This is a genomic window from Streptomyces sp. NPDC090088, assembly GCF_044747345.1.
Lineage (GTDB): Bacteria > Actinomycetota > Actinomycetes > Streptomycetales > Streptomycetaceae > Streptomyces.
On record NZ_JBIVDZ010000003.1, the window covers coordinates 341361 to 354593 of the forward strand.

General features: G+C 72.2%; 11 protein-coding genes. 8 read left to right on the forward strand and 3 right to left on the reverse strand.

Annotated features, from left to right (window positions below; translation table 11 throughout):
- The first annotated feature begins 83 nt into the window (after positions 1–83).
- The 4 genes from ACIPSJ_RS17495 to ACIPSJ_RS17510 are packed head-to-tail and all read left to right on the forward strand — an operon-like array spanning position 84 to position 4519.
- Positions 84–1010, forward strand: coding sequence for an NTP transferase domain-containing protein (locus tag ACIPSJ_RS17495; RefSeq protein ID WP_401346628.1), 927 nt, complete (start codon positions 84–86; stop codon positions 1008–1010).
- Entirely contained in the window at positions 1007–2419 is a 1413-nt protein-coding gene (locus ACIPSJ_RS17500) for a molybdopterin molybdotransferase MoeA (protein ID WP_401346631.1), read from the forward strand. The genes ACIPSJ_RS17495 and ACIPSJ_RS17500 overlap by 4 nt, the downstream gene beginning before the upstream one ends.
- Positions 2416–3513 (forward strand): potassium channel family protein, encoded by a 1098-nt coding sequence (locus ACIPSJ_RS17505; protein ID WP_355714151.1) that lies wholly within the window; start codon positions 2416–2418, stop codon positions 3511–3513. Before ACIPSJ_RS17500 ends, ACIPSJ_RS17505 begins: the two co-directional genes overlap by 4 nt.
- Positions 3514–3538: 25 nt before the next feature.
- The gene (locus ACIPSJ_RS17510) at positions 3539–4519 is read left to right on the forward strand and encodes an NAD(P)H-quinone oxidoreductase (RefSeq protein WP_401346633.1); all 981 of its coding nucleotides are present in this window, start codon (positions 3539–3541) and stop codon (positions 4517–4519) included.
- 60 nt (positions 4520–4579) lie between these two features.
- Here the strand turns inward: ACIPSJ_RS17510 and ACIPSJ_RS17515 are convergent, their stop codons facing one another.
- Positions 4580–5074, reverse strand: a complete 495-nt coding sequence (locus ACIPSJ_RS17515; protein WP_401346635.1) for a hypothetical protein — start codon at positions 5072–5074, stop codon at positions 4580–4582.
- A gap of 185 nt (positions 5075–5259) precedes the next feature.
- Between ACIPSJ_RS17515 and ACIPSJ_RS17520 the strand changes: the two genes are divergently transcribed.
- On the forward strand, positions 5260–5802 hold the full coding sequence (locus ACIPSJ_RS17520) for a bacterial proteasome activator family protein (protein WP_355714143.1): 543 nt from the start codon (positions 5260–5262) through the stop codon (positions 5800–5802).
- Positions 5803–5879: 77 nt separating this feature from the next.
- On the opposite strand, the gene ACIPSJ_RS17525 is transcribed toward ACIPSJ_RS17520, so the two are convergent.
- The gene (locus ACIPSJ_RS17525) at positions 5880–7523 is read right to left on the reverse strand and encodes a protein kinase (protein WP_401346637.1); all 1644 of its coding nucleotides are present in this window, start codon (positions 7521–7523) and stop codon (positions 5880–5882) included.
- 330 nt (positions 7524–7853) lie between these two features.
- On the opposite strand from ACIPSJ_RS17525, the gene ACIPSJ_RS17530 reads away from it, so the two are divergent.
- Positions 7854–9440: a protein kinase gene (locus tag ACIPSJ_RS17530; RefSeq protein WP_401346639.1), complete on the forward strand. Its 1587-nt coding sequence runs from the start codon at positions 7854–7856 to the stop codon at positions 9438–9440.
- A gap of 52 nt (positions 9441–9492) precedes the next feature.
- Here ACIPSJ_RS17530 and ACIPSJ_RS17535 read toward each other — a convergent pair whose 3' ends face one another.
- Positions 9493–10536, reverse strand: a complete 1044-nt coding sequence (locus tag ACIPSJ_RS17535) for a phosphotransferase (protein WP_401346642.1) — start codon at positions 10534–10536, stop codon at positions 9493–9495.
- 510 nt (positions 10537–11046) lie between these two features.
- Here ACIPSJ_RS17535 and pdhA point away from each other — a divergent pair.
- Both pdhA and ACIPSJ_RS17545 read left to right on the forward strand, forming a co-directional pair.
- Entirely contained in the window at positions 11047–12249 is a 1203-nt protein-coding gene (gene pdhA / locus ACIPSJ_RS17540) for a pyruvate dehydrogenase (acetyl-transferring) E1 component subunit alpha (protein ID WP_401346644.1), read from the forward strand.
- Positions 12250–12251: 2 nt separating this feature from the next.
- Positions 12252–13229: an alpha-ketoacid dehydrogenase subunit beta gene (locus ACIPSJ_RS17545; RefSeq protein ID WP_359211374.1), complete on the forward strand. Its 978-nt coding sequence runs from the start codon at positions 12252–12254 to the stop codon at positions 13227–13229.
- Positions 13230–13233: the final 4 nt, after the last annotated feature.

Here is a 13233-nt window from a genome sequence, read left to right on the forward strand (position 1 = left end):
CCAGGGGCGCACGCAACCACACCCTGCACATCCCACGCCCCCCATCGGTTCCCCGTGATCAGAACGCCCCCCATACTCGAAAGGTGACCGCCACCGACCCCCCGCCCTACGACGCGATCGTGTTGGCCGGCGGCGCCGCACGGCGCCTCGGCGGGGCCGACAAGCCGTCCGTCAGGGTCGGCGGACGCCCCCTGCTCGACCGCGTCCTCGCGGCCTGCGCCCGCGCACGGCGGACCGTCGTCGTCGCGACTCCCCGCCCCACCTCCCGCCCGGTCCACTGGACCCGCGAGGACCCCCCGGGCGGTGGCCCGGTCGCCGCCCTCGACGCCGGCCTGCGCCACACCACCGCCGACCGCGCGGTCGTACTCTCCGCGGACCTCCCGTTCCTCGAAGAGGCGACGGTGCAGCGGCTGTTGGCGGCCCTGCACACGACCGGCGCGGACGGTGCGCTGCTCACCGACGCCGACGGCCGCGACCAGCCCCTCGTGGCGGCCTACCGCACCACCGCACTCCGTCACGCGCTGTCGGCCCTCGCCGAAGCCAATGGCGACGGCCTCACCGGCCTCCCCCTGCGGCGCCTGACCGCCGCGCTGAACCTCACCCGCGTCCCGGACCCGCTCGCGTCCTTCGACTGCGACACCTGGGACGACATCGCCGACGCCAGGGCACGCATCAGGGAGCATGGGCACGTGTTGGATGAATGGATCTCCGCAGTCAAGGACGAGCTGGGCATCGACCTGGAGGTCGACACCCACCTGCTGCTCGACGTGGCCAGGGACGCCGCGCACGGTGTGGCCCGCCCGGCCGCCCCGCTGACCACGTTCCTCGTCGGCTACGCGGCCGCACAGGCCAAGGGCGGCCCCGAGGCGGTCGCCGAAGCCGCCCGCAAGGCCGCCGCGCTGGCCCTGCGCTGGGCTGAGGAGGCGAACGCCCCCGAGCAGTCCGCTTCCGAGCAGCCCGCTCCCGCCACCCCCGCCTCCGAAGACCCAGCCCCCGGGCCCGGCCGGTGACCGCCCCCGGTACCCGGGCGGGCGGGCCTGTCGGGGACACCGACGACGATCTCGACGTCGAGGAGGCGCTCGCCCTCGTGAGAGAGCCAAGGGAGCCGCGCGAGCCCCGAGAGGGCGGGGCTGCCGCACCCACCCCCCACGGCGGCCACCCCCGCGGCGGCCACCCCCACGGCGAGCACACCCCCGGCGCCCCGTCGGCCCACCGCCACCGTGCCACCCCCTGGCCCCGGGCCCGCGAGATCGCCGCCCGTGCCGCCCGGTCCGGCGTCCGCCGCGCCCCCGTCTCCGTGCCGCTGGCCGACGCCCTGGGCCTGGTCCTGGCCGCTCCACTGGACGCGCTGACCGACCTGCCCTCCTTCGACACCTCCGCGATGGACGGCTGGGCGGTCGCCGGTCCCGGCCCCTGGGACGTACGCGAGCAGGGCGTCCTGGCCGGGCACGCGCAGCCCGAGCCGCTCACCGACGGCGAGGCGGTCGGGATCGCCACCGGCGCCCGGATCCCGGCGGACACCACCGCGGTGCTGCGCAGCGAGCACGGCCGCACCGACGCCCAGGGCCGGCTGCACGCCACCCGTGAGACCGTCCACGGCCAGGACATCCGCCCGCGTGGCCAGGAGTGCCGCAGCGGCGACCAGTTGCTGCCCCTCGGGACCCTGGTCACCCCGGCCGTCCTCGGCCTCGCCGCGGCCGCCGGGTACGACACCGTCACCGCCGTGCCCCGCTCCCGCGCCGAAGTCCTGATCCTGGGGGACGAGTTGCTCACCGAGGGCCGCCCACACGACGGACTGATCCGGGACGCGCTCGGCCCGATGCTGCCGCCCTGGCTGCGCGCGCTCGGCGCCGAGGTGACCGCCGTACGCAGGCTCGGCGACGACGCCAAGGCCCTGTACAAGGCGATCAACTCGTCGACGGCCGACCTGGTCGTCACCACGGGCGGCACCGCCTCCGGCCCGGTCGACCATGTCCACCCCACCCTGGAACGCCTCGGCGCCGAACTCCTCGTCGACGGCGTCAAGGTGCGCCCCGGCCACCCCATGCTGCTGGCCCGCACCAAGCCGAACCAGCACCTCGTCGGCCTTCCCGGCAATCCCCTCGCCGCGGTCTCCGGCCTGCTCACCCTCGCCGAGCCTCTGCTGCGTACGCTCGCCGCCCGCCCGGCCCCCGAGCCCTACGCCCTGCCGCTGACGGAAGCGACACACGGGCACCCCTACGACACCCGGCTCATCCCGGTCGTCCTGCGCGGTGACGCCGCCGTCCCGCTGCACTACAACGGCCCGGCGATGCTCCGCGGGATCGCGGCCGCCGATGCCCTCGCGGTCGTACCGCCGGGCGGTGCGCACCAGGGCGAGGAGACGGAACTCCTCGACCTGCCGTGGGCGTCCGCCGGGATCGGGGTGTGTTTCACGTGAAACTTCCGGGCCATGACGCCATCGCCCGCCAGGCCGACGAACATCTGGTGACCCATCGGGTGAAGCTCCCGACGAAGGTGGTGGAGCGCCCGATCCGACAGGTCGCCAAACGGCTGTCCATGGCCCTGCTGGTGCTGGTCGCCACCGCGTTGATCGTCTACGCCGACCGCGAGGGCTACACCGACAACTCGGACAAGTCCGTCGACCTCCTGGACGCCTTCTACTACGCGACCGTCACCCTCTCCACCACCGGCTACGGCGACATCACCCCGGTCAGTGACGGCGCCCGGCTCATCAACATCTTCGTCATCACGCCACTGCGCGTGCTGTTCCTGATCATCCTGGTCGGCACCACGCTCGAGGTCCTCACCGAACGCACCCGGGAGGAATGGCGCCTGAACCGCTGGAGGTCCGCCTTGCGCGATCACACCGTCGTCGTCGGGTTCGGGACGAAGGGGCGGTCGGCGATCCAGACCGTCTGTGCCACCGGGCTGAAGAAGGAGCAGGTGGTCGTGGTCGACCCCAGCTCCAAGGTGATCGAGGCGGCCACCTCCGACGGGTACGCGGGCGTCATAGGTGACGCGACCCGCAGCGAGGTGCTGACCCGGGCCGAGGTCCAGCGGGCCAGGCAGATCATCATCGCCACCCAGCGCGACGACACGGCCGTGCTGGTGACACTGACGGCCCGGCAGCTCAACAAGGGCGCGAAGATCGTGGCCGCGGTCCGCGAGGAGGAGAACGCGCCGCTGCTCAAGCAGTCCGGCGCCGATGCCGTCATCACCAGCGCCAGCGCGGCCGGGCGCCTGCTGGGCCTGTCCGTGCTCAGCCCGGCCGCCGGCATGGTCATGGAGGACCTCATCCAGCAGGGCAGCGGCCTGGACCTGGTCGAACGCCCGGCGGTCAAGGCCGAGGTCGGCAAGAGCCCCCGCGAGACGTCCGACCTGGTGGTCAGCGTCATCCGCGGCCATCGGGTGCTCGGCTACGACGATCCGGCCCTCGGCACCATCCAGCTCACGGACCGCCTGATCACCATCGTGCGAGCCTCCCCGGGAAACCACGTCGCACCCGACCTTCGCCCGCTGCCCCGGGCCTGAACAGGCAGGGAGTAGCGTCGGCCGTATGCATGCGATCACGATTCCCGAACCTGGTGGGCCCGAGGCGCTGGTGTGGGGCGAGGTCCCCGATCCGGTGCCGGCCGAGGGCGAGGTGCTGGTCGAGGTGGTGGCCAGTGCGGTCAACCGCGCCGACATCATGCAACGGCAGGGCTTCTACGACCCGCCGCCGGGCGCGTCCCCCTATCCCGGTCTGGAGTGCTCCGGGCGGATCATCGCGGTCGGCTCCGGTGTCTCCGGCTGGTCCGTCGGCGACGAGGTGTGTGCCCTGCTCGCGGGCGGCGGCTACGCCGAGAAGGTCGCGGTCCCGGCCGGGCAGCTGCTGCCGGTGCCCGAGGGCGTGGACCTCAAGCAGGCCGCCGCGCTGCCCGAGGTGGTCTGCACGGTCTGGTCGAACGTCTTCATGATCTCCCATCTGCGCCCCGGGGAGACGCTGCTCGTGCACGGCGGCTCCAGTGGCATCGGCACCATGGCGATCCAGCTGGGCAAGGCGGTCGGCGCCCGGGTCGCGGTCACCGCGGGCACCAAGGAGAAGCTGGACTTCTGCGCCGAGCTCGGCGCGGACATCCTCGTCAACTACCGCGAGCAGGACTTCGTCGCCGAGCTGAAGCAGGCCACCGACGGCGCCGGCGCCGACGTCATCCTCGACAACATGGGCGCCAAGTACCTGGACCGGAACGTGCGGGCCCTCGCCGTCAACGGGCGGCTCGCGATCATCGGGTTGCAGGGCGGGGTCAAGGGCGAGCTGAACATCGGCGCGCTGCTCGGCAAGCGGGCCGCGATCAGCGCGACCTCGCTGCGGGCCCGTCCGCTCGCCGAGAAGGCGGCGATCGTCGCGGCGGCGCGGGAGCATGTGTGGCCGTTGATCGCCGCGGGCCATGTCCGCCCGGTCGTCGACCGGGAGCTGCCGATGGCCGAGGCGGCGCAGGCCCAGCGGACGGTGGAGGCCAGCGAGCACATCGGCAAGGTCCTGCTCGTCGCCTCCTGACCTGCCGCGCCCGTCAGCGTCTGCTGGGCCCGTCGGCGCCTGCCGAGCCTGCCGGGCCCGTCAGCTCCGCCGGACCCGCAGGCCCACGAAGGCGAGGCCGAGGCCCAGGCCGATCAGGACCAGGCCGCTGCCCAGCGGGAGGACGTGCGGTGCGGGCTCGGAGGCGTCCTCCTGGCTGTGGGCCGCGGCCTGGTGGGCGGTGGCCGACGGGGACGCGCTGGGCGGTGCCAGGCCGGCCTCCTGGGCGGGCGGCCGGGAGGAGGTGGCCGGGCTCTCGTCACCGGTCCGCCCCGGTTCCGGCGATGTCACCGTCTGCTCGTCGGGGTCGTCGTCCGCGTCCTGCCCCTCGACCTTCACCGCCGGTCCCTGTGGCCGCCCCGGCCGCAGCCTGCCCTCACCGGCCAGGGTTCCGGCCCGGGAGGGCTCGGGGGTGGCCGAGGCGCTGGCGGAGTCGGAGGGCAGGGGCTCGGGGTCGTACGCGACGGCCGTGCCGTAGGGCAGCAGGACCGCCGCGAGGACCAGCAGCAGCCGGACGGGCAGGCGGACGGGAGTCACGTCGGTGACCTCCTGGAGCACAGTCGTTCAAGCCGACGTACTCCAGCCTCACATTCGTCATCGAACCCGGCATTTCTGATTCGGCCGATGGGTCTACGGCCGGTCCGGGGCGGCTCCGGGCGGTGGATCAGCCTCAACGGGGGGCACCACGGTGGTGAGGTGTACGGGTGCGAGAGAATGGCGGCATGGAGATGCCGAGGAACGAACGGTCCCCCGAGAATCCGCAGATCCTGGTCGTGGGCCAGGACGGAATGGCGCTCGGTGGCGGCAACGGGGACGAGGACTCCCGCGAGATCCCGGTGACGGAGATGGTGGAGCAGCCCGCCAAGGTCATGCGGATCGGCAGCATGATCAAGCAGCTTCTGGAGGAGGTGCGCGCGGCTCCCCTCGACGAGGCCAGCCGGGTCCGGCTCAAGGAGATCCACGCCAGCTCCGTGAAGGAGCTGGAGGACGGTCTGGCGCCGGAGCTGGTGGAGGAGCTGGAGCGGCTCTCGCTGCCGTTCACCGAGAACTCGACCCCCTCCGACGCGGAGCTGCGCATCGCGCAGGCCCAGTTGGTGGGGTGGCTGGAGGGCCTCTTCCACGGGATCCAGACGACCCTGTTCGCCCAGCAGATGGCCGCCCGCGCCCAGCTGGAGCAGATGCGGCGCGCGCTGCCGCCGGGCGTCGGCGGCCACGAGGGCGACGAGCAGGGCCCGGCCGGCCGCTCCGGCGGGCCGTACCTCTAGATCTCCCGAGACGGCGAAGGGCCCGGCGGACGACCGCCGGGCCCTTACTACTGCTGCCGCGCGTAGGGCGACTCGCCTCAGCCGGTGGCCGGGTTGCCCGTCGACACCTTGAGCTCGATGGTCGGCATGTCCTGCGGGTCGACATCCGTGCCCGAGGACGGGAACTGCTCCATGACCGTGCCGTCGCCGTAGGTGTTCTCGTCCACGTCGACGATCTTCATCTGCCAGCCGGCGGCCTGGAAGCACTCCTTGACCGACTTGATGTACTTGAACTTGAAGTTCGGGACCTGGATCTTGTCCGGGTCGTCGTACGACTCCTGCGGCTCGGTGCACTCGGTCTTCTCGACGGTCTTCGCGGTGTCCGGCCCGCGGTAGCCCGAGGCGTGCGAGGCCGAGGCGCTCGCGGAACCGGTGCCGCCGCCCCCCTGGTCGTCGTCGCCCCCGCCGCCGTTGTTCAGCGCCAGGGCGACGACCAGCCCGACCACCGCGATCAGCGACACCGCGATCGACCCGACGACCACCGGGCGGCTGCCCTTCCCACCGCCGACGGCGGCGGAAGCGGCCGTGGGCGTGATGGTGTACGGCGGCGGGGTCGACGGCGCGGGCTGGGCGTATCCGGGCGGCGTCTGGTAGCCGGCCTGCTGCGGATAGCCGTAGGCCGGAGCGGGGCTGGGAGCGGGGGCCGGGGTGCCGTACGGGTTCGGGGTCGGCTGGTACGGCGTCCGGACCGGTCCCGGAGGCGCCGGGGTGGCCTGGCCGACCGGCGGGAACACCGCGGAGCCGACGCCCGAGCCGCTCTGCGCCTGCGGGACGCCCGGGACGATGCTGGGCGCGGCCGGCTGGAGCGAGGCGGCCACCCGCAGGCACTCGTCGCGCATGGACTCGGCGGTCGGGAAGCGCTCGTTCGGGTTCTTCTTCAGCGCGCGGGCGACCAGCGCGTCCACGGCCGGCGGAAGGGACCGGTTGATCGAGGAGGCGGCGACCGGCTCCTCCTGGACATGCGCGTAGGCGATCGCCAGCGGCGAGTCCGCGTCGAACGGCAGCCGCCCGGTGACCAGCTGGAACAGCATGATGCCGACCGAGTAGAGGTCGGAGCGGGCGTCCACGCCGCGGCCCAGCGCCTGTTCGGGGGAGAGGTACTGCGGGGTGCCGACGACCATGCCGGTCTGGGTCATCGAGGTGACCCCGGACTGCATGGCGCGGGCGATGCCGAAGTCCATCACCTTGACGACCCCGCGCTTGGTCATCATCACGTTGCCGGGCTTGATGTCGCGGTGGACCAGTCCCATCTCGTGGCTGATCTCCAGCGCGGCCAGCACATCGGCGGTGATCTTCAGCGCCTTGTCGGCGGGCATGGCGCCGTACTGCCGTATGTCCTCCTCCAGCACCGAGCCGAGCGGGCGGCCCTCGACGTACTCCATGACGATGTACGGCATCGTGGAGCCGTCGAGCGCGTCCTCGCCGGTGTCGAAGACGGAGACGATGTTGGTGTGCGTGAGCTTGGCCACTGCCTGGGCCTCGCGGCGGAAGCGCTCGCGGAAGGCCTGTTCCCGGCCGAGTTCGGTGTGCAGGGTCTTGATCGCGACCTGACGGTCCAGGACCGCGTCGTACGCCAGGTGCACGGAGGCCATGCCGCCCTCGCCGAGCAGGTCGCGCAGCTGGTAGCGGCCGCCGGCCAGAGCCCGCCCCGTATAACGGCCGTGAGCGCCGTCCTGGCTCATTTTCCCCGTCCCCCGTTGGGTACTCAGGCACCCTTGTTGATCGAATGTCCCATTCCTGGGAAAGTTCCCGGCCAAGTCTGCCCGAGGGCACTGACACGTCAAGCGCGGTGCCCGTTCCGTGACCGTACGCGAAGGAAGAGCCGCGGAAGCGTTACAGCGGCCGTACGTCCGGTACACAGAATTTGCACGCCGGCGCGTGGTACGGGTTTGATGGCCGGTCCGTCCACGGGACGGAACCCGGACCTGGGGCTTGCGCGGAGGCTGTAGCGTGGCCGACGGAGACCGTGACAACACCGCGCGCACCGCGGGCAGAAACGACGGCGAGGACCGATGGCACAGACGCACAGCGCCCAGGGCCCGTCCGACCCCGAGGCGACTGGCGGCGGCATGTCAGACGCGCCGGAGATGTGGGGCAACCACGGACTGGTCGGCGACGGCCGGTACCGGCTGACCCATCGGCTCGGGCGGGGCGGCATGGCCGAGGTGTTCGCGGCCGAGGACGTCCGCCTCGGGCGGACCGTGGCCGTGAAGCTGCTCCGCGCGGACCTCGCCGAGGACCCGGTCTCCAAGGCCCGTTTCACCCGCGAGGCACAGTCGGTCGCCGGCCTCAACCACCATGCGATCGTGGCGGTGTACGACTCCGGCGAGGACGTCGTCGGCGGCCAGTCCGTGCCGTACATCGTGATGGAGCTGGTCGAGGGCCACACCATCCGCGACCTGCTGATCAACGCGGAGGCGCCGGGCCCCGAGCAGGCCCTCATCATCGTCTCCGGTGTGCTTGAGGCGCTGGCCTACTCGCACCAGCACGGCATCGTGCACCGGGACATCAAACCGGCCAACGTGATCATCACCCAGACCGGTTCGGTCAAGGTGATGGACTTCGGCATCGCCCGCGCCCTGCACGGCGCGTCCACGACGATGACGCAGACCGGCATGGTCATGGGCACGCCCCAGTACCTCTCCCCGGAGCAGGCCCTCGGCAAGGCCGTCGACCACCGCTCCGACCTGTACGCCACCGGCTGCCTGCTCTACGAACTCCTCTCGCTGCGGCCCCCGTTCATCGGTGAGACCCCGCTGTCGGTGGTCTACCAGCACGTCCAGGACATCCCGGTGCCGCCGTCCCAGAGCTCCGAGGGCGCCGCCCCGCCGGAGCTGGACGGCCTGGTCATGCGCTCGCTCGCCAAGGAGCCCGACGACCGTTTCCAGACCGCCGAGGAGATGCGCGGCCTGGTCCAGTACGGCCTGCAGATGCTCTACGACCAGGGCGCCCACACCGGCACCTGGAACACCGGGCCGGTCACCGTGCACGACGGCCGCAACGCCCAGGCGGGCGGGTTCGCCGGTACGACCGTGATGCAGCACCCGACGGCCGCCTCCGGGACCACGCAGATCCCGCAGCCGATCCTGCCGTCCGGCTACGGAGGCGGCGACGACGGCGGTTTCGAGGGCCACGGCAACCGGGGCAGCGGCCGCGGCAAACTGTGGATCCTGGCCGTCCTCGCGGTGATCGCCATCGCGGCGGGCGTCGCGCTGGCGCTGAACGGCGGTGGTGGCGACGGCGGCGGCGGGGGCGCCAGCGAGTCGCCCACCACCTCGCAGACCACCAAGGACGAGACGCCCAGCGCGAGCCCCTCCGACGAGGCGAGCGACACCGCCACGGACACCGAGACCGACAGCAGCGGCTCGGGCACCGGCAACGACAACGGGTACACGCCGTCCTCGACCCCGTCGTACACCCAGTCCCAGACGCAGAGCAGCGAGCCGAGCGACGAGCCGAGCGACCCCGCGACCTCCTCGGAGCCGACCGACACCGAGAGCTCCCCGGACGCGCAGCCGTCCGACACGACCGGCACGGACGGCGGCACCGGCGACGACGGCGGCAACTCGATCGCCGGCACCGGCGTGGGCGGCGGTTGAAGGACGGCCACGCCCTTCGGCAACTGAGAGGCGTGTCCGAGAAGCGGCGTGGTCATGTCACGAACGCGTCGCACACCGCGTCGTACTCCCTGGTCCACCACACGGCGAGCGCCGAGGCGGCCGGGAACTGGGGGTCCGCGCGGGTGTCGCCGCGCTCGTAGTGCCAGCGCAGCATCCAGAAGTCGTTGAGCCGTTCCCACCACACCCGGTGCACGGCCGCCGCGAGTTCCGAGGGCGTGGCCCCGGCCGCGCGCCGATACGCCCGCGCGTACGCCCGCACCTTCCGTAGATCGAGCGCCCCCGCCGGGCGGACGAAGAAGATCGCGGCGGCGCGTACGGCCTCCTCCGCGCGGGGCTGCACGCCCAGCCGGTCCCAGTCCACGATCGCGGCCGGGGCGTCGCCCTTGTAGAGCAGGTTGAACGGGTGGAAGTCGCCGTGCACCCAGCCCACCGAGGCACCGCGCGGCGGACGCCGGCCGGCGTGCTGTTCGAGCAGGGCACGGCGCTCCAGCAGCCGGTGGCGGGCGAGTTCGTCGAAGGCGTCGGCGGGGTGGTGGCCGCTGATCCGGCCGAGCAGGTCGTCGATGAGGGCGAAGGTGTCGGCCGGGTCGGCGCTCTCCACGGGATGGGGGCTGGTGGCCGGACGGGTGCGCCCCTTGGGGGGCATCACCCGCTCCAGACAGGCGTGCACGGCGCCCAGGAGCGCACCGAGCCGCGCGCACTCCCCGCGCGTGAGCTGTCCGCCGTGCCGGTGCCGGCCGTCGATCCAGGGGTGCAGCGCGTAGGCGTGACCGCCGACGACGGCGACCGTACGGCCGTCGCGGCGGGCCAGCGGCGGGGCGACCGGGACGCCGAGGGCGGCCAGCCGCTGGGTGGCCAGATGACGGCGCTCGATGGCGGCCGGGTCGGCGGTGTCGGGGTCGAAGTGGTGCTTGAGGAAGTAGTGGCCGCGGGTGGTGCAGAGGCGGTAGCCGCGGTTGAGCAGACCCTGTTCGACGGGCTCGCAGGCGAGCGCGGAACCGGCGGCGTACAGCCGGAGCAGGGCGCCCAGAGGGGGCGCGTGGGAGACGGGGGGTGGTACACATAAGCGCGGCACGCGGCAGATGCTAGGGCACCGGACGAGGCTGTGAGCTGGGGGTTGTCACAGGCAGTCGCCGACGGTCGCATTCGGTCACGCGATGGACTGCGGCGAACGCAAGTACGAAAGATGGGCCCGGGGGCGCGCGCGGGGGCGTATGGTCCCGGCGGAGCGCTCGGTGTCGCCGGGCGCGTACCCGGACTCTTCCCGTGACGTGGCCCGGCGGGATACCGTGCCGTTGCTCCGGCCTCCTGCAAGGCTCTGACCAGCGACCTTCCGGCCTGCGACGATTTACTAGGAAACCCAAGCAAAAAGTACTTGGATTTCCAAGCAAAATCGCAGGTCAGGAGGGGTTTCACAGAAATGTGGAGCACTGGGTAACGTGCATGTTGCAGGGCGCTCGCCGGGGCACCTGTCACGCCTGTTCCCGGCCGAGTGGCACACACCCCGTGCCATGGGTGTCGGAAGCAGGTGAGCCGCACTGGTTCACCCGGCAACCCCGGGGGCCGGACCGACGGAGGAGCACACGTGAGCGTGGACAGCAGTGCCGCGGGCAGCCCGCGACGCAGCGCCGCAGGCAAGGCCGGTACCACCGGCAGCAAGACCGGCACCAAGCGCACCACCAGCCGCACCACCACGAAGAAGAGCACCGATCCCCAGCTCGTGCAGCTGCTGACCCCCGAGGGCAAGCGGGTCAAGAACGCCGAGTACGACGCCTACGTCGCCGGGATCACCCCCGACGACCTGCGCGGCCTGTACCGCGACATGGTGCTCACCCGCCGCTTCGACGCCGAGGCCACCGCCCTGCAGCGGCAGGGCGAACTGGGCCTGTGGGCGTCCCTGCTCGGCCAGGAGGCCGCCCAGATCGGCTCCGGACGCGCCACCCGCGAGGACGACTACGTCTTCCCGACCTACCGCGAGCACGGCGTCGCCTGGTGCCGCGGGGTCGACCCGACCAACCTGCTGGGCATGTTCCGCGGCGTCAACCACGGCGGCTGGGACCCCAACAGCAACAACTTCCACCTCTACACGATCGTCATCGGCTCCCAGACGCTGCACGCCACCGGCTACGCGATGGGCATCGCCAAGGACGGCGCGGACAGCGCGGTCATCGCCTACTTCGGCGACGGTGCGAGCAGCCAGGGCGACGTCGCCGAATCGTTCACCTTCTCCGCGGTCTACAACGCCCCCGTGGTGTTCTTCTGCCAGAACAACCAGTGGGCGATCTCCGAGCCGACCGAGAAGCAGACCCGCGTCCCGCTCTACCAGCGCGCCCAGGGCTACGGCTTCCCGGGCGTCCGCGTCGACGGCAACGACGTGCTGGCCTGCCTCGCGGTCACCAAGTGGGCGCTGGAGCGCGCCCGCAGCGGCGAGGGCCCGACGCTCGTCGAGGCGTACACCTACCGCATGGGCGCCCACACCACCTCCGACGACCCCTCCCGCTACCGGGGCGACGAGGAGCGGCTGGCCTGGGAGGCCAAGGACCCGATCCTGCGCCTCCGCCGGTACCTGGAGGCCTCAAACCACGCGGACGAGGGATTTTTCGCGGAACTAGAGGCCGAGTCCGAGGCGTTGGGCAGGCGAGTGCGCGAAGTGGTCCGAGCCATGCCGGACCCGGACAACTTCGCCGTCTTCGAGAACGTGTACGCGGACGGGCACGCGCTCGTCGACGAGGAACGAGCCCAGTTCGCCGCCTACCAGGCGTCGTTCGCGGACGTAGAGGGGGCCTGATCATGGCGGAGAAGATGGCTCTGGCCAAGGCGATCAACGAGTCGCTGCGCCGCGCCCTGGAGGCGGACCCCAAGGTCCTCATCATGGGTGAGGACGTCGGCAAGCTCGGCGGTGTCTTCCGCGTCACCGACGGCCTGCAGAAGGACTTCGGCGAGAGCCGCGTCATCGACACCCCGCTCGCCGAGTCCGGCATCGTCGGCACCGCGATCGGCCTCGCCCTGCGCGGCTACCGCCCGGTGGTGGAGATCCAGTTCGACGGCTTCGTCTTCCCGGCCTACGACCAGATCGTCACCCAGCTCGCGAAGATGCACGCCCGCTCGCTGGGCAAGGTCAAGATGCCGGTCGTCGTCCGCATCCCCTACGGCGGCGGCATCGGCGCGGTCGAGCACCACTCGGAGTCCCCCGAGGCGCTCTTCGCACACGTGGCCGGCCTGAAGGTGGTCAGCCCCTCCAACGCCTCCGACGCGTACTGGATGATGCAGCAGGCCATCCAGAGCGACGACCCGGTGATCTACTTCGAGCCCAAGCGCCGCTACTGGGACAAGGCCGAGGTCAGCACCGAGGCCATCCCCGGCCCGCTGCACAAGGCACGCGTGGTCCGCGAGGGCACCGACCTCACCCTGGCCGCCTACGGCCCGATGGTGAAGCTCTGCCAGGAGGCCGCCGACGCGGCCGCCGAGGAGGGCAAGTCCCTGGAGGTCCTGGACCTGCGCTCCATCTCCCCCCTCGACTTCGACTCGATCCAGGCCTCGGTGGAGAAGACCCGCCGCCTGGTCGTGGTCCACGAGGCGCCGGTGTTCCTCGGCTCGGGCGCGGAGATCGCCGCCCGCATCACCGAGCGCTGCTTCTACCACCTGGAGGCCCCGGTGCTCCGGGTGGGCGGCTACCACGCCCCCTACCCGCCGGCCCGTCTGGAGGAGGAGTACCTTCCGGGCCTGGACCGGGTGCTCGACACCGTCGACCGTGCCCTGGCGTACTGAGGAG

Excerpts from the sequence above, each read along its gene's own strand:
- ACIPSJ_RS17510 (WP_401346633.1), top strand. The coding sequence starts at position 3,539 with ATGCATGCGATCACGATTCCCGAACCTGGTGGGCCCGAGGCGCTGGTG.
- ACIPSJ_RS17520 (WP_355714143.1), top strand. The coding sequence starts at position 5,260 with ATGGAGATGCCGAGGAACGAACGGTCCCCCGAGAATCCGCAGATCCTG.
- ACIPSJ_RS17525 (WP_401346637.1), bottom strand. The coding sequence starts at position 7,523 with ATGAGCCAGGACGGCGCTCACGGCCGTTATACGGGGCGGGCTCTGGCC.
- ACIPSJ_RS17530 (WP_401346639.1), top strand. The coding sequence starts at position 7,854 with ATGGCACAGACGCACAGCGCCCAGGGCCCGTCCGACCCCGAGGCGACT.
- ACIPSJ_RS17545 (WP_359211374.1), top strand. The coding sequence starts at position 12,252 with ATGGCGGAGAAGATGGCTCTGGCCAAGGCGATCAACGAGTCGCTGCGC.